This window comes from Archangium lansingense (assembly GCF_026626635.1).
Classification (GTDB): domain Bacteria; phylum Myxococcota; class Myxococcia; order Myxococcales; family Myxococcaceae; genus Archangium; species Archangium lansingense.
Map to the genome: position 1 here is coordinate 9,135,182 of NZ_JAPNKA010000001.1, position 16,503 is coordinate 9,151,684.

Below are 16,503 nucleotides of genomic sequence, written 5' to 3' on the forward strand. Positions count from 1 at the left end.
GCGTAAACGTGTTCTCATGCACCGCCCCCCGTAGTACGCCGTGAACCCCCCATGTCACAGCCGACCTATCGCCTGGCGAACCACACCTGCGTCGTCCCGCTCGTGCAGAGTTGGGCCGCCTGGTGGATGACGACAGTGCCAGCGCCTGCCAGCCTGCACGTCCACAAGTCACAGATTCCCCTGCTCAAGGCGTACTTGCAGAACCCCGACTTCCATGCGCGGGCGGCGAAGGATCCGGCCCTGAGTGGAGGCACGTTCGTCGGCATCTCTCCAGAGCGCGCGGGCGAGGTGAAGGCCCTGCTGCAGCAGACGCAGGAGGCGCAGGCGGACCGGGTGAAGATGGCCGAAGCCCTGGAGGACTTCCAGGGCTGGCTGATGGAGGAGGCGAAGGGCCAATCGCTGGAGCCCCTCTACGAGAAGATCCCCGAGCCGCTGCGGGGCCTGGTCGAGCTGGCGTACGACTACCACAACCGAGCTTTCCTTCGAGTGATGGAGGGCGGGCTGTACCGCAGCCGCTATCACAAGCCGGAGTTGCAGTCGTTGCGCCTGCTCCGGCTGGAATCGGACTCTAGCCGTCCCCACCTCTTCACGACGCCGTACCTGATGCAGGCCGGGCAGCTCGACTGGGCGGTGCCCTTCTCCGAGGAGCGCATCAGTCGGCTCTTCGAGACGGACCTGTCGCCCCGGCCGCTCGGCTATCTGCGCGATGTGCTGGGCCCGGCCGTCACCAGCGACGAGCAACTGCTACCGCTGCTGACCGAGGAGCCGCCCGCGACCTACACCCCCTGGGAGGGCGCGCAGCCGCGCGTGCGTTACTTGGGTCATGCATGCGCCCTGGTGGAGTGGAAGGGCGTCACTGTGCTCGTGGATCCAGTGATCAGCGCGCGTCCGGCCGGTGGAGGCATGACGCGCCGTACCTTCCACGAGCTGCCGCCGCGCATCGACTACGTCCTCATCACTCACAACCATCCGGATCACCTCCACATCGAGACGCTGCTGCGGCTGCGCCACCGCATCGGCCAGCTGGTGGTGCCGCGCTCGGGTGGAATGATGGTGGGCGACTACTCCATCAAGCTGCTGGCCCGGTCGCTGGGCTTCCAGAACGTGCTCGAGCTGGACACCTACGAGTCGCTCCCCCTGCCGGACGGAGAGATCGTCACGGTGCCCTTCCTCGGCGAGCACGGGGATGTCTGCCAGGCCAAGTCCTCGTACGTGGTGCGGGCGGGAAAGCAGCAGATGCTCTTCGCCGCGGACTCCATGTGCGTGGACGACGCCGTCTACCGCCACATGCGCCAGAACCTGGGCACCATCCAGACGGTCTTCATGAACACGGAGATCGAGGGGGCGCCGCACACCTGGACGCTGGAGGCGCTCTTCCCGAAGAAGCGCGACCGCAAGTTGGAGAAGAACCGGCGCTGCCGAGGCAGCAACGCGGCCGAGGGCCTGCGGCTGCTGGAGTTGGTGGGAGCCTCGCGGCTGTACAACTACGCCATGGGGCTGGAGCCGTGGATGGAGAACATCATCGGTCCGCCCAGCCCGCCCGAAGCGCCGCGGATGAAGGAGTCCGATCGGCTGCTCGCGGAGCTGCGCGCCAAGGGGCTCGGAGCAGAGCGGCTGTGCGGCCCCACGGATCTGCTTCTGGAGTCCTGAGACATGAACGCACGAAGGTTGTCATTGCTGGCGCCCCTGTTGTTGGCCACCACGACCGAGGCCGCGCCCCGCCATGAGGTATCGGCGGGGTTGTCCACCATGTTCCAGATGGGGACGTTCCGCCCCTCGCCGAACTTCATGCTGGTGGAGGTGGCCGGCCTGAGGACGGTGGCCGAGGAGGGCCCCCTGAGCGCCCTGCAGTTCGGCGGTGGCCTGCGAGTGGGTTGGCCCTCGGCGCAGCAGCAGCTTCCCCTGGAGGGCTTTCTCCGGGTGCAGCTCGGCGCGAAGCTGGGCTTCTGGCAGCCCGCGGGAGGCCTCGAGCTGGGACTGACGGGCTTCAACCAGCGCCTCTACACCCCGGTGCTTCCCGACAACCAGCTCGAGCCTCTCGAGGACGAGACCCTTGGCCCGGCCTATGGCTCCTTCACCATGAGTCCCGCGCGTTTCCAGGTGGGCCGCTTCCAGTTGAGTGCGCTTCAGCTCCACCTGGGCACCGGGCTCAAGACGCCGGGCTCCAGCGTACGCGTGCAGCTCGGGCTGGTGAGCATTGGAGGCTGGCTATGAAGAAGTTCTTCGCGGCCGCCAGCCTGATGCTGGCCAGCGCATGCGCCCCCACGTCCAACTACTCGGAGGAGCAGCTCTCCAGGCTCGCCACGCTGGCTGGCCAGATCGAGACCGAGAAGCTGATGGCCCATGTCCAGGCGCTGACCGGCAACCACGTGGAGGAGACTCCCCTGGCTTGCTCGGAGCTCCAGCGCAAGGAGTACCCGCCCCTCTGTCACCTGACGAGGGACAGGGCGCGCGAGCTGATGCGAACGCGACTCGAGGATGCGGGGCTCCAGGTGCGCGACCAGACCGGTCAGCGCGGAGAGCACACCTTCACCAACCTGATTGCCGATCTGCCGGGCACCACCCATCCCGAGGAGCTCATCCTGGTCGGCGCCCACTTCGATGCCCACTACATGGGCGCGGACGACAACTCGACGGGCGTGGCGGGAGTGCTGGAGCTGGCCCGGGTCCTTTCGCAGTACCGCTTCGAGCGCACCATCCGCTTCGTGGGTTTCGATCTCGAGGAGCTCGGCGACATCGGGAGCGCCCACTACGTGGACATGATGGGTGACGAGAAGCTGGTGGCCAGCATCATCTTCGACTGCATCGGCTACTACAGCACGGAGCCCGGCTCGCAGCAGTCCATGCCTGGGCTGCCCTCGCCCACCACGGGAGACTTCCTGGCCATCATCGGAAACGACAACTCGATCGACCTGGCCACGGAGCTGCACCAGCTGAACGATCACCTGAAGCTGATGCGCCTGTTGTCCATCATCGCCCCGGGCAATGGCACCACCGCGGTGCCTGTCAGCGCGAGCCTGATGCGCAGCGATCACGCCCCCTTCTGGTACAAGGGGCACAAGGCCCTCTTTCTCACCGACACGGCCAACTTCCGCAACACGAACTACCACCGGGATACGGACACGGTGGAGACGCTCGCGCCCGACTACTTCCGCCGGGCCGTACAGATCTCGGCCGCGGGCCTGGCCACCTGGGCTGGAGGCCCGCAATGAAGATGCAGCACGTGTTGCCCAGGCTCGGGCTGATGCTCGGACTGCTGCTCGGCTCGCTGGCCAGCGCCGAGGAGGGCTCGGCTGAGCCTCTCACCCACCGCATCACCGCCTATTTTCACTCGGGACTGGACCTGTTCCTCTCCGACTTCCGCACGATGGGAGGCGTCGGCGGAGGGTTCGGGGTGCGAGACACGGTGAATGATCGGTTCATCCTCCAGGCCGATGCGCGCTATCTGCTGGGGCTTGGGAATGCGGTGGAGCTGCGTGCGGGAGCGGGTATCCAGCGGCAGGGGACGTGGACTCCGGCAGCGCTGGTGATGGTCTCGGGAATGATGGGCGGGGGGATGCGCTTCATGACGTCCGAGCGCTCCACGCCCGTGGTGGCACCCGCCCTGACCGTGGGGCTGCAGCTCGCCCCGCTGCGCTTCACCCACTCCGGGACGCAGTTCTCGCTGTTCGAACTCGGGGTCGGCGTGGGCTCGGAATGGCCGGGCCGGGGGGTGTCCATGCACCTCACTCTGCTGGAGGCAGGCACCACTTTCTAGTGCCCGGGAGCCAATGCAGGGATCCCTTGCCGTCGGCTCCTCCCTTCTTTCATCATCTTCTCTCGTCTCCTTTTTCACCCGGGCTCCTGAAGGCCCGTGGAGCACCGCATGTCTCAGCCCGCGCTCTACCTGAAGCAGAACGTCGCCCTCGAGCCGCTGTACAACCAGTGGTACGCATGGTGGTACCTCGTGGCGCCCTCGACCGCGCCGCTCTACGTGACCAACCACCACGTGAAGATCATGGAGTCGTTCGTGGCCAACCCGGCCATCCACGTGGCGGCGCTGAAGAATCCGGCGCTGGCGGGTGGTCCCTACCTCAACTACGGGGTCGAGCGGGCGAGCGAGGTGAAGGAGTTGCTGGAGCGGACGCGCAAGGATCAGGCGGCGTCGCTCCAGTTCGCCCAGGCGGTGTTGGAGCTGGACAAGCTGCTGGCCACGGCCAACGGCTCTTCGCTGGAGGAGCTGTACAAGAAGGTGCCGGACATCCTGCAGGGGTACGTGGAGCTGACGTACGATCTGAACAACCGGGCGTCGCCGCGTTTCTTCGAGTCGCTGCTCTACCGCAGCCCCCACTACAAGGAGACCTCGCAGAGCCTGTCCTTCCGTCTGCTGAAGGGGGACGCCCGGCCGTATGTCTTCAGCACGCCGCGGCTGGACTCCGACAAGGACACGCTCCACGTGCACCTGCCGTTCCGGCACGAGGCCATCGACAGGCTCTACGCCATGCGGCGCACCCCGGGCCCGGTGGAGCCCATCCGCGAGGCCCTGGGCATTGGCGCCAAGGACGCCGAGCTCTTCTCCACCTTCTTCACAGAAGAGGCTCCGCGCCCGGCCCCGCGCTACGACGGTGATGGCGTGCGCGTGCGCTACTTCGGCCACGCCTGCGTGCTCATCGAGACGCGTGACGTGAGCATCCTCACGGATCCCGTCGTCAGCTACGACTTCCCGACCGACCTGCCCCGCTACACGCATGCGGATCTGCCGGAGAAGATCGACTACGTGCTCATCACCCACGGGCACGCCGATCACCTGATGTTCGAGCCGCTGCTGCAGCTGCGCCAGCGGATCGGCACCGTCGTGGTCCCGGCCAGCAATGGCGGTGCGCTGGCGGATCCCTCGCTCAAGCTGATGCTGAAGGCGGTGGGCTTCAAGAACGTGATGGCCCTGGCCGAGCTGGACACCATCGAGCTGCCGGACGGAGCCATCACCGGCGTGCCCTTCATTGGCGAGCATGCCGACCTCAACATTCAGGCGAAGATCGCCCACCTGGTGCAGCTCAAGGGTCGCTCGATGCTGATGGCCGCGGACTCCAACGCGCTCGAGCCGCGCATGTACGATCATGTTCACGCGGCCGTGGGAGACATCGACGTGCTGTTCCTCGGGATGGAGTCCGAGGGTGGGCCGCTGAGCTGGATGTACGGGCCGCTGCTGCCTGCGCCGCTGCCGCGCAAGATGGACCAATCGCGGCGCCTCAACGGCTCCAATGCCGAGCGGGCGATCGAGATCGCCCGGCGCATCAATCCCAAGCAGGTACACATCTACGCCATGGGCCGCGAGCCCTGGATGGGTCATGTGATGGCGATGGGCTACCACGAGAACTCGCCGCAGCTCGTCGAGGCCCGCAAGCTGCTCGCCTGGTGCCAGGAGCGGGGAATCACTGCCTCGCTGCCTTACGTCCAGGCGGAGCTCTTCTTCTGATTCTGACGTCCCCCTTCACCTATAGGAGCGCACAACCATGAGCGACAATGAGGATACGACCATCTACAAGGTCGTGATGAACCACGAGGAGCAGTACTCCATCTGGCCGGCGGAGCGTGAGAACGCGCCTGGCTGGAAGGACGCGGGCAAGCAGGGTCTCAAGGCCGAGTGCCTGGAGCACATCAAGCAGGTATGGACCGACATGCGCCCGTTGAGCCTGCGCAAGAAGATGGAAGAGCAGTCGCGCCCCAACTGAGGGGACGCCGAAGCCTGCCGTCCAGCCCGGGCGGCAGGCTCCTCAGCAGAACTCAGGAGCCGGTCTTCAGGAGCGCCGCACGAGCGGCCTCCTTCTCCTTGCGCATCATCTCCTGCTCCACCGACTGGTAGAGCGCGCGAACGTTGGCGGCGCCGAAGCCCCGCGCCTGCTTGCGCTGGATGATCTCGAAGAAGAGCGTGCGCCGCTCGTGCACCGAGCGCGTGAACACCTGCAGCAGGTAGCCCTCGCCCTCGCGATCCACCAGCACGTTGCCCGCGCGCAGCACCTCGATGTCTTCGTCCAGCTGGCCCACCCGCGCCGTCATCGCCTCGTAGTAACCGGCCGGGCTGTCCAGCAGCGGGAACTGGCGCTCGCGCAGCCCCTGCGCAGACTCCAGGATGTCGTCGCACAGGAAGGCCAGGTGCTGCACGCCCGGCCCGCGGTGGTTGCTCAGGAAACGATCAATCTGCCCCGGCAGCTTGCCGGGCATGGGCACCATCATGGGGAAGCACACGCGGCCAGTGGCGTCCTGCACCACCTTGGAGTTCATGCCGCCGTACTGCGTCTCCACGTTCTCCTCGTGGCACTGGTGCAGCCCCAGCAGCCGGGTGTAGGCGTCCACGGTGGCCTGGAGCGTGCCCGGCATGAGGCACAGGGCCACGTGGTCCAGCGTCACCATGAGCTCGTTCTCCGGAGCGGCGGACACCACGGGCTGGAAGCGGCCGGGCCAGAAGTCGGACTCGGGGGCCTCGCGCTGGATGAAGGAGTGGACGACGTCGCCCACCGGAGAGGCCACAGTGGCATGGATGAGCTGGCCATGGGAGCCCTCGTACACGCGGGGCTCACGCACGGGCTGCCCACCGCGCCGCAGCGCGTCGTGGAAGGCTGCCGTCGCATCCGTGACGCGCAGCGCCACGTCCTTGATTCCGTCTCCGTGAAGCGCGACGTAGTCGGCGGCCTCGTGCTGAGTCGCCAGGGCCTGGGTGAGTACCAGCCGGATGTGGCCCTGCTGGAGCAGGAGGCTGCGGCTGCCCTGCTGGCCCGTCTCAGGACCCGCCCGGCCCGTTACCCGGAAGCCAAGACCGGAGCAGAACGGCTTCGCCGCCTCTTCCACGTTGCCCACATACATCTCGAGGTGGTCGATCCCAACGAAGTCCACGTGCGGCTCTCTTCCTCAATGCGGCCGAGTGACAGACCAGCCTACCTGGCGGTCACACTGCGAGCGTAAGCAGACTGCATTTTTCCACACCCAGCGACAAAAGGGAATCCCCTCAAGTACTGTAAATCAGGGAGGAGCTGATCTCCCCAAAGGTAGGACGTCCGGCTCCAGGTCATGGGCGGAGACGAGGGCCCCATCTCCACCCGTCCCCATCCCAGTCCATCCGGGGAGCGAAGGAGCCTTGCGCGCAGGGCTCAGGCGCAACCGAGACCCTTGAGGTCCTGAGCAAGCCGAGCGCTTTTCACCTGCTTCGCAGCTCACGACGCCTGGAGCGCCTCGGAGAGTAACCAGGCAGCCCGAGAGTCAGCCGACGCCGTCTCTCAACAGATGGACGGCCCGACGCACTTGGGCATCCCGCCCAGGCGAGCGCTGTTATATAGCGACCGCCATGCTTGAGACCGTCGCCAAGGGCTTCCGAGCCGCCAAGAACCGCCTTGCGGGCAAGAAAGAGATCACCCCGGAGATGGTGGACGAGTCGCTTCGCGACATCCGCGTCTCCCTGCTCGAAGCCGACGTGGCCTTCGATGTGGTGAAGAAGTTCGTCGCGCGGGTGCGCGAGAAGGCCGTTGGGGAGGTGGTGCAGACGACCGTGACCGACAAGGCCGGCCAGAAGCACCGCGTCACGGCGGGCGACCACTTCGTCAAGATCTGCCATGACGAGCTCGAGGCCCTGATGGGCCCGGTGGACACGAGCATCCAGCTCAAGCCGAAGGATCAGGTCAGCGGCATCATGATGGTGGGACTGCAGGGGTCGGGTAAGACGACGACCACGGGCAAGCTCGCCAGCAAGCTCCTCAAGGACGGCCGCAAGCCCCTGCTGGTGGCGGCGGACATCTACCGTCCGGCGGCCGTGGATCAGCTCAAGGTGCTGGGCGAGCGGCTGAAGGTACCGGTGTACTTTGAGCCCAACGTGCCGCCGCCGGAGCTGGCGAAGCGAGGGTACGCCGCGGCGCGCGAGCAGAAGTGCGACGTGGTGCTCATCGACACGGCGGGCCGGCTGGCCATCGACGAGGCGTTGATGACCGAGCTGGAGGCCATCAAGGCGAACGTTCGGCCGGACAACATCCTGCTGGTGTGCGACGCGATGATTGGCCAGGACGCGGTGCGGACGGCGGCCGAGTTCGACCGTCGCCTGAGCCTGGACGGCTTCATCCTCACCAAGCTGGACGGTGATGCGCGCGGTGGCGCGGCGCTGTCCATCAAGGAGGTGACGGGCAAGCCCATCAAGTTCCTGGGCATGGGCGAGTCGATGGACAAGCTCGAGGAGTTCCGCCCGGACGGCTTGGCGAGCCGGATTCTTGGCTTCGGCGACATCGTCGGCCTGATGAAGGACTTCGAGGGCGTCGTCGACGAGAAGAAGGCGGCCGAGGACGCGCAGAAGTTGCTGTCGGGCAACTTCACGATGAAGGACTTCGTCGAGCAGATCCGGATGGTGCGGCGGATGGGGCCGCTGAAGGATCTGCTGGAGAAGTTCCCGCTGTTCGGAGAGATGACCGAGCAGCTCAATCCGGACGAGAAGGAGCTGACGAAGATCGAGGCGATGTACGACTCGATGACGCAGCAGGAGCGGCTGCGTCCGAACCTGATCAACGACAGCCGGGTGAAGCGCATCGCGAAGGGAAGTGGCCGCAAGCCGGAAGAGGTGCGCGAGCTACTGCAGAAGTTCGGGATGATGCAGCAGGTGATGGGGACGATCGGTCAGAACCCGGGCCTGCTGGGACGAATCCCGGGGTTCAAGCAGATGGGTCAGCTGGCGCAGATGAAGAACATGGACCTGTCGAGCATCTTCGGGAAGGACCCGAAGATGATGGAGAAGGCCATGGCGGGGATGGGAATGGGCGGCATGCCGATGCAGATGCCGCAGATCGCCCCGGGCTACACGGCGCCGATGGGCCAGGCGGCCATGGCGAAGGCGCGGATGATGGGCTACGCCCCGCCCTCGGCCACGGGCGGCAAGCCCGAGAACAAGGACGCCATCAAGGAGCGCCGGAAGCGCGAGAAGGAAAACAAGAAGAAGAACCGGAAGAAGAAGTAGCCGCAGTTTCGGTTCTCGGAGTCACCCACGCGCCGCTCGGGAAGCCCCAAGGAGGGCTTTCTGGAGCGGCGCGGGTGTTTCGAGGGACCGAGTCCGGCGTGGTGGACGGTGCGTCCTGGGAGTGAGACGCGGTTTCCGGCGTGATTCACGGCCCAGGCAGGACTGAGGCATTCTCCGCGAGTTGTTTCGGGGACTTACGAGAGTAAGACCCTGGGACTCAGCCACAGGGTCCTGGAATGGACCCTGCACTGTGGAGAAGCATGCCCACGATCAAACGCTACATCCCCCTGGTCCTCGCCGGATTGGTTTCCGCCTGCCTCCAGCTACCGGAGATCGACACCAGCCCGCCTGTTACGCCGACACAGCCAGACGCTGGAGCGGTGGATACGCCTGATTCAGGAACGCCGGTCACAGACTTGTCTGTCACGATTACCGCCCCTACGGGCACGTTCTACACCAGCGGGTCTGTTGCCATCTCCGTCGACGTGCGAGGAGGGGCGCCTGAGTTGGTGCAGCTCTTCAAGAATACGGAGGAGCTCGCGACGCTTTCCTCACCCTATACGTACAACTGGAATACGGCAGCCACACCTGAGGGCAGCTACACGCTGACTGCACGCGCCACCAAGTCGGGCCGGACGTTCACCAGCACACCCGTGACCGTCATCGTCGACCGCACCAACCTGCAGGTCGCCTCGCGTTCGCCGGCACCAGGCTCGACCAATGTGGCCTACAGCACGCCCATCCAAGTGGTCTTTTCGAAGCCCGTGAAGGCGGCGACGATCAGCGACACCACCGTGAGCTTCGCTGTGGCTGGGGTCCTGGCGGAGAAGACTTTCTCGCTTTCGAGCGACGGCAGAACGCTAACGATCGCCCCCAAGGCAAAGCCGCCCCTGCCCGCCACCTTTTCGATTGGCCTGAGCAGTGGCATCACCGATTCGGCCGGCAACGCGCTCGTCGTTCCGACGACGCCGTGGAGTTTTGAGCTTCCACATTGGCATTCCTTTGGCGGACCACTGAATGCAGTGGGTGGCAATACGCTACTGAAAGACACCGCCATAGCCCTCGATGGCCAGGACAACCCGGTGGTTGCCTGGAGCGAAGAACTCACGGCTGGAGGCAGGGCATCCATCTATGTCTATCACTGGGATGGAAACGCTTTTACACCGGTAGGTAGCGCCCTGAACGGCACATCGAACGGCTCCGCCTATAAGCCGGCCCTCGTGCTCGATAGCAGCGGGAACCCTATCGTTGCATGGCAAGAGTCGGATGGGTTCAACGAGAACATCTACATCAGGCGCTGGACTGGAACTACTTGGCAATCCGTGGGGGCGGGAGCCATCTCCGCCGTGAATGACACGGGTTCCAGCCCAGTTGCGACACCGGCACGAAACCCCTCGCTCGCAGTGCGCGGGAATAACCTCTACGTTGCCTGGGATGAGATGAACGTGGAGGGGTTCTCGGCTATTTATGTCTGGAAGTCAGTCAATGGAGGAGCATTCACTAGCGCAGGGGCTTCTGGAGGCCGGGTCCATGCTGTGGGCGGATTTACCAGCGCTACCAAGCCATCCCTTGTGTTGGATAGCAATAGCCAACCCATCGTGGCCTTCCAAGAGCAGACTCTGGAGGAACACTATCCTACGAACATCTATGTCATGCGCTTGCAGCAAGACGGATCTTGGGTCTATGCTGTTCCACCCGCCCAAGGAGACCCCAGCAACCCCCCCGTCGTCTCTGGCGGACTCAGCGCATCCCCAGGAGGAGACACATGGGCTCGCGACTGCTCGTTGACCATTGACGCCCAGAACAATCTGTATCTGGCTTGGACGGAAGAGTCCTACATTGACGGACCCAAGGACATCCAAGTCTTTCGTTCTACTGGTCCACAGGCATGGGAACGGAATGGAAGCCCCCTGAGCGCATATGACGGTTACAGCACACCAACAGGGCAAGCACGAATCCAATCAACCCCCGCTGGCAAGCTTTTCGTTACTTGGACTGAGTTTGATGGAATTGCCGAGACAGGGTACGTGCATCTGTTTGCCAGCTATTGGGATAACAAATCTTGGAATAGTATAAACAAAGAGGATGGCATGAACCAGAATCAGGTAAGCAGCGCACAACCAGCGCTTGCACTTGACTCAATCGGGAGACCTGTAATCGTTTGGCATGAAGGCCGCAACGCAGGTGGGAGCGGCACCGGGGAATATGCCTACGTAAAGCACTACAACGAATAGGACGCTCTGTTCCTGAACACCCCCAAGACCACAGCTCTCATGGTAACGGTTTTGGGATTCGCACAGAGCGGCAGGGTTAAGATTCAGCCTTGCCGCTTTGGAACGACAAGCCCACGAGACAAGCGGCGCAAGACACGCCGTTTTTGCCGTCGCTTGTAGAGTTTGTGAGCGTTCTCCCCTTCCTCATTCAATCGGGCGGTCTCCTCGTCCATAATCTGGAACTCAACAAGAGTGAAGACCGTCCGGTTCTTGCGCTCACGCGTGTCTTCTGTCGGTGGCGGCAGGTACGCATCCATCCGCACAGGCACATCCACGACGAAGTTCAACGCCCGGTATGTACTCCCAGAGTACAGGTTGCGAGTGCGATCCTCTCGGTCCTCATAGTCGAGGTCCAAGTGGAGTTGCTGGGCGAACTGCTTGAGGTGGGGGTTCTCTTCGAGCACCGACTTGAATGAGACGAGCGTGTTCTCGGTCTGACCGGGGACGACGAAGTTGAAGGGGAAGAGGTGCTGCGTCAGGAAATAAAGAACTGGAACGATATCCCCCTGCTTCTGGGTGATGATGCGAAAGCGAGTCCGGTCATAGATCTGGGCCGCGACCGTTTCCTTCTTGGCCAGCAACTTCGTAATGAGGGACTCGCGGGATTTGATGGAATGCGCGAACTCAGCAACGGGCAGCCCCTTGTCCCGAAGCAACTGCGCTACACCCAACACTTTGTCAGTCACCAACTCGGACAGTTCCGCCTCGGAGACCGCCAAGCGATGCATCAGGTCTCGGCCCTCGATGTGCTGGAGGACGTGCATTACCTTGAGCACGATGCAGGCGATGCGGCGGTGCCTCGGGAGGCCCTTCACACCGGAGGCATAGAGGAATAGATCGTGAATCTCTTCCGGGTCCGCGACCGAGTCCGCGACCCGGTAGTCGAAGGTCTTCCGAAGATACTCGACGGCATCGGCAAGGACCGTCCGGGCCCAGCCCTCGTCCTCAGGACGGGATGTGTCGATCTGGCAAAGCCGGAGGAAACGGTCGACCTCGTCCCGGGTCTGGAAATGCATTCGCCGCCAGTCGATGACCGAGCCCCCTCGGAGGATGAGCCGGACGCGCTCGAGCTCGCGGAGGCCCATGTCCGCCACGGTACAAACGGGGATATCGGGCAACTGTGGGATAGTGGGCGCAGACTTCACGACTGGGCTTCTAGCCGAGCCCGTCCATAGAGGGAAGGCCTTCCGAAAATGCAGAAAGGCCCTCGCCTGCATGGAGAGGGCCTTCAAGAGTCACCGCGAGGCAGTTCCGCTACTTCGCAGCTACCTGCTGATCATCGCGATACTGGGCCTGGCGGACCAGTTTGCCGTCCTCGGAGAACTCCTGGACAAGACCGTTGCGCTTGCCGTTCGCGAACTGCTCGACCAGCCGCTGCTTTCCGTTGGGGAAGTACTCCACGCGCTTGCCATGGTAGTTGCCCCCCTGGAACTCCGTCTCACCTGTCTTCACCCCGTTGGCGTCCCAGAAAGTCCAGAGACCAGAGCGGGCTCCATCCGAATACTGCCCCTCCGACTGCTTCTGACCATTGGAGTGGAAGTCCATATAAGGGCCATGCAACTGAGCCTCCCCCTCCTTTCTAGAGGCGACCTTTACGCAGAAGATACCGTCAACCTTGGAAACCTTTCGCCCCTTCTGCACAGTTCCGGCAGGACAGGCGAGACGTACCTCCTGAGCAGAATTGGTGCTGGATGCGCTCTCCGCCCAAGCCACTGGAGCAGTAGTCATGGCAAAAACGGCGAGGGAGCGAAACGCAGTCTTGAGGGACATACAGCATTCCTTTCATGTGGTCCAAACCAGCACTGCTGCCGGTCATCATCAAAAACGCCCACAGCGCCGACAAATTCAATGGGCTTTAGTGACATTCGCCAAGCCCACCGCTTGAGACCTGTTGCAGATGCTGTAACACCAAACGAACAACAGCCCCATCCCGAATGTCGGAATGGGGCCCTTGTAAGAGACGTATGCGTCTTGACTCTTCTACGGCCGGTTGAGCTGCTTGCAGGTCTCGTTACCACCGGTGAAGTAAAGACCGATGGACAGCGTCGTAGCAGTCGAACCAGGGCAGAAGTTCATGGTGAATTCCGCCCGCTTACCAGCATCCGCAGTGGTGTACTCGGACGGGCGGATCAGCGTGGTGCCATCCACCTGAGAACCGTTGACACGCACGTAGAACAGGCCAGGCAGCCCGCTCTTCTCTCCCGGGAAAGTACCCGTCTTGATATAGGCCTTCACCCGAGCCTTGGCGGTCATGCCAGTCGAACCCGTAGTTCCATCACCACAGAACGAGTCCTGAGCGAAGGAGACCTGAGTCACATCGTAGATAATCGGACCAGTGGAAGTCGCCGCATTGAACGTCGGCGCGCGGCCACCCTGAGCAGGATCGAAGTTCGCACAGGTCGGCGCAGGCACCGCCGTGCACTTGCTGCTGCTGCAGAACTGGCCGTAGGAACAGGTGCTCTGACCCTCACCCGTGCAGCTCTGGCCAGGCGTCGAGCCCGCCTTGCAGATGCCCGAAGCCGTGTCACAGGTCTGGCCCGTGGCGCAGTCCGTGTCCGCAGAGCACTTGGGCACGCACACCTCGCTGCCGGTCGTGTCGCACACCAGCTCCACGCCCGTCACGCGGTCATCCTGGGCGCAAAGCGCACTCGTGCTGCACTTGCAGATATTCGTGGTGTTCGTGGCGCTGATCGTCTCGCAGATCTTCGCCGAATCGGGACACTCCGCGCTAGTACCACCAGGACAAGTCTGCACGCACACCTTGGCGTCCGGATGACAGATCTCGGCGTCAAGGCAGTCCGTGTCCGCCGTACAGGTCAGGCTATCACGGCCACCGTCAGGGCAACCCGTCAGCACCAGGCTCATCGTCCCCAGCGCGGCGAGCATCAACGTCATCTTGCGAAGCTGCATGTCTCGACTTCCTCCTGAATGGATACATCGCACGAGGCGGGCCGCCGGCCACTCAGGCCCCCCTCCGTCCTGCAGCGCGCGGCTTTAGTCCCGGCGCTCCAGACGTGTCAACGAATGTCGACACGCCCTTCGACGCATCCTCCACGAGGCAATTCAACACCCATTCAAGCGGACAGTCGTACGAGACAAGTGACACCAATGTGACTGTCCGCCTTCCGGATTATTAGAACGTGAACGGAAAGTCGATGGGCTCCCCCTGTACCTTGTGCTTCGGGAAGCTCCAGCTCTTGATGAGCCCGGAGATGCAGGTCGCCATGTAGGTCGTGCGGAACTCAGACGTCTGGCAGGACACGTTCTTCGTCTTGCCGTTGGTCTGGATCGTCCAGCGCATCACCAGCTTGCCGCTCAGACCTGGATCCTTCTTCTTCTGCTCGCTCACGCACTTGACGATGGCCGGCTTGTTGGCCAGCACCACCTGCATGATGTCCGACTGCCCGAGCCGATCCTGCGCCGCACCACCTCCGCCAGGCTCCGGCGGAATGTAGGCCGTACGGCCGTTCGCCGACACCGTGTCGGGCTTGGAGCTGGGCTTCTTCGTGCCGAAGAGTTCATCGAACTCGTCATCCGCGTTCCCACCGCCCTTGGCGGCAGGCTGCGGCTTGCTGCGCACGACCGGCTCTTCCTCGTCGTTGCTCGTGTTGCGGGCCGACGTAGGACGGCTCGTCGTAGTGGAGGGCTTCTTGGTCGGCACCTCGGCGCGAGCCACCTGCTGCGGCTCCGTCTTCGGCGGCTCGGCGGGCTTCACCGGGTCGGTGGGCGGAGGCGTCGCCGGGTTGGTCGCCGGCGCGGTTCCAGGGGTCCCCGCGGCCGCGACCGCCGGAGCAGTCGTGGGAGCAGTCGCTGGCGCCGTGGCCGGCTGCTGGGTCGTGCCCGCCGCGGGCGTGGCGGTGTTCTGAGCCGTCGCCGGAGGAGGCGGCATGGGCGGCAGCTCCGCCGGCTTCGACGGAGCCGTCGCCGGCGCCTGAGCCACCTGCTGCGTCGCCGCGGGCGGTGTCACAGGGGCCGGCTGCTCGGAGGAGCGGGTCGCAAAGAAGACGCCCCCTCCGACGAGCAACACCGCACCGACCGCCGCGCCGATGATCATCCCCATCTTCCCGCCCTGCTTCTGCGGAGGCATGGCCTGCGGCGGATAGCCAGGGTATGCCGCAGGCTGCGCGTACGGTTGGGCCGGAGGCGCATACGGCTGCGCCATCGGCTGTGCGTACGCCTGCGGGGGCGGCTGCGCATAGGCCGGCGCCGGAGCGGGCTGTAGGTACGGCGCGGGCGCAGAAGGCTCGGCCATCAAGGGGCTCGGCGCCGCCACGGGAGCGGCCTCCGGCGGAGGCACATCCAGCAGCCCCGAAGCCGCGGGCTTCGCCTTCTTCTCCTCCACCGGCGAGGCCTTGGCGGCAGGCTTCGACAGCGCCTCGTTCTCCTCCTTCACCAGCGAGGCGAGCACGCTCGCAGCCGAGGGCTTCCAGCCCGTCTCCTGCGCGGACGGAGCCACAGGGGCCGGCGTGTCGGACTTCGCCGACTTCGACAGGCCACCGCCTGCGCTGAAAGCGGACTCGACGGGCCCAGAAGCCACCGGCGCGGACGACGCCACTGGCGCGGGCTCCACGATGACCGGCTTCGTCGGGCGCGGCGCCAGCACCGACGCCAGCTCCGTAGCCTCGGACAGCGGAATCCAGTCGCTGAAGCCCGCGCGCCAGCACAGGCTGTCAGGACCGACCTCGCCCTTATCCCAGTGGTCCTTCACCTTCTCCATCGACAGCGGACCCACCTGCTTCTCGTCGATGGCGACGAACCACTCGTGCGAGGCCGCGGACCTGGCGCTCGACTCCGCCTCCGCGAGCTTGCGCACCGTCTCGCCAGCATCCGACAGGGCCGACGAATCCAGCTGCGCCGGACCGGCAGCCTCGCCCGCCGGAATCCTGTGCGACCCGGAGTTGAGCACCTGATCGAACACGGCGCCGAGCTCATCATCCTCGACACCGCTGAAGATGCCGCCCTCGGGAGGCGTGCCCAGCGTCGGGGGCAACCCGAAGCCCTCGTTGGTCGATTGATCCTTGGACGCGGCCGCACCGCCAGCGGCCTCACCACTCGTCCCCTCCTCTTTGGCCGGCTCAGCGCCGGCTGGGCGGACCACGATGTTGTAGCCGCACTTCTTGCAACGGACCTTGACGCCCTTCGCGCCAACCTTGTCGTCGCTAATCATGTACTGCGCGCGGCAGCTATCGCAGACGAAACGCATCGTTCCCCGCAACTCTCAGAAATGACGGCAGAAAATCCGCCGGAATCGTAGAGGTGGCACCC

13 protein-coding genes are annotated in these 16,503 nt (G+C 64.4%); 8 read left to right on the forward strand and 5 right to left on the reverse strand.

Annotated features, from left to right (window positions below; all coding sequences use genetic code 11):
- Nucleotides 1–51: 51 nt before the first annotated feature.
- From OV287_RS36005 to OV287_RS36030, 6 genes are all read left to right on the forward strand, one after another.
- The gene (locus OV287_RS36005; protein WP_267538563.1) at nt 52–1,650 is read left to right on the forward strand and encodes an MBL fold metallo-hydrolase; all 1,599 of its coding nucleotides are present in this window, start codon (nt 52–54) and stop codon (nt 1,648–1,650) included.
- 3 nt (nt 1,651–1,653) lie between these two features.
- Nucleotides 1,654–2,214 (forward strand): hypothetical protein, encoded by a 561-nt coding sequence (locus OV287_RS36010; protein WP_267538564.1) that lies wholly within the window; start codon nt 1,654–1,656, stop codon nt 2,212–2,214.
- On the forward strand, nt 2,211–3,212 hold the full coding sequence (locus OV287_RS36015; protein ID WP_267538565.1) for a M28 family peptidase: 1,002 nt from the start codon (nt 2,211–2,213) through the stop codon (nt 3,210–3,212). Before OV287_RS36010 ends, OV287_RS36015 begins: the two co-directional genes overlap by 4 nt.
- Nucleotides 3,209–3,757 carry a hypothetical protein gene (locus tag OV287_RS36020; protein WP_267538566.1) on the forward strand — a complete coding sequence of 183 codons (549 nt, stop codon included), beginning with the start codon at nt 3,209–3,211 and terminating at the stop codon, nt 3,755–3,757. Before OV287_RS36015 ends, OV287_RS36020 begins: the two co-directional genes overlap by 4 nt.
- Before the next feature lie 108 nt (nt 3,758–3,865).
- The gene (locus tag OV287_RS36025) at nt 3,866–5,455 is read left to right on the forward strand and encodes an MBL fold metallo-hydrolase (protein ID WP_267538567.1); all 1,590 of its coding nucleotides are present in this window, start codon (nt 3,866–3,868) and stop codon (nt 5,453–5,455) included.
- Between the two features lie 37 nt (nt 5,456–5,492).
- Nucleotides 5,493–5,711 (forward strand): MbtH family protein, encoded by a 219-nt coding sequence (locus tag OV287_RS36030; protein ID WP_267538568.1) that lies wholly within the window; start codon nt 5,493–5,495, stop codon nt 5,709–5,711.
- A gap of 52 nt (nt 5,712–5,763) precedes the next feature.
- On the opposite strand, the gene hppD is transcribed toward OV287_RS36030, so the two are convergent.
- Nucleotides 5,764–6,870, reverse strand: a complete 1,107-nt coding sequence (hppD, locus tag OV287_RS36035) for a 4-hydroxyphenylpyruvate dioxygenase (RefSeq protein WP_267538569.1) — start codon at nt 6,868–6,870, stop codon at nt 5,764–5,766.
- A gap of 448 nt (nt 6,871–7,318) precedes the next feature.
- Between hppD and ffh the strand changes: the two genes are divergently transcribed.
- Both ffh and OV287_RS36045 read left to right on the forward strand, forming a co-directional pair.
- Complete coding sequence (gene ffh, locus OV287_RS36040) at nt 7,319–8,965, forward strand: signal recognition particle protein (protein ID WP_267538570.1); 1,647 nt, start codon at nt 7,319–7,321, stop codon at nt 8,963–8,965.
- A gap of 260 nt (nt 8,966–9,225) precedes the next feature.
- Complete coding sequence (locus OV287_RS36045; protein WP_267538571.1) at nt 9,226–11,199, forward strand: Ig-like domain-containing protein; 1,974 nt, start codon at nt 9,226–9,228, stop codon at nt 11,197–11,199.
- Between the two features lie 83 nt (nt 11,200–11,282).
- On the opposite strand, the gene OV287_RS36050 is transcribed toward OV287_RS36045, so the two are convergent.
- From OV287_RS36050 to gltJ, 4 genes are all read right to left on the reverse strand, one after another.
- On the reverse strand, nt 11,283–12,323 hold the full coding sequence (locus tag OV287_RS36050; protein WP_373371926.1) for a TIGR04552 family protein: 1,041 nt from the start codon (nt 12,321–12,323) through the stop codon (nt 11,283–11,285).
- A 169-nt stretch (nt 12,324–12,492) separates the two neighbouring features.
- Nucleotides 12,493–12,798, reverse strand: a complete 306-nt coding sequence (locus tag OV287_RS36055) for a toxin-antitoxin system YwqK family antitoxin (protein WP_267538573.1) — start codon at nt 12,796–12,798, stop codon at nt 12,493–12,495.
- 420 nt (nt 12,799–13,218) lie between these two features.
- Nucleotides 13,219–14,148, reverse strand: coding sequence for a hypothetical protein (locus OV287_RS36060; RefSeq protein WP_267538574.1), 930 nt, complete (start codon nt 14,146–14,148; stop codon nt 13,219–13,221).
- Nucleotides 14,149–14,371: 223 nt separating this feature from the next.
- On the reverse strand, nt 14,372–16,441 hold the full coding sequence (gltJ, locus tag OV287_RS36065) for an adventurous gliding motility protein GltJ (protein ID WP_267538575.1): 2,070 nt from the start codon (nt 16,439–16,441) through the stop codon (nt 14,372–14,374).
- Nucleotides 16,442–16,503 lie beyond the last annotated feature (62 nt).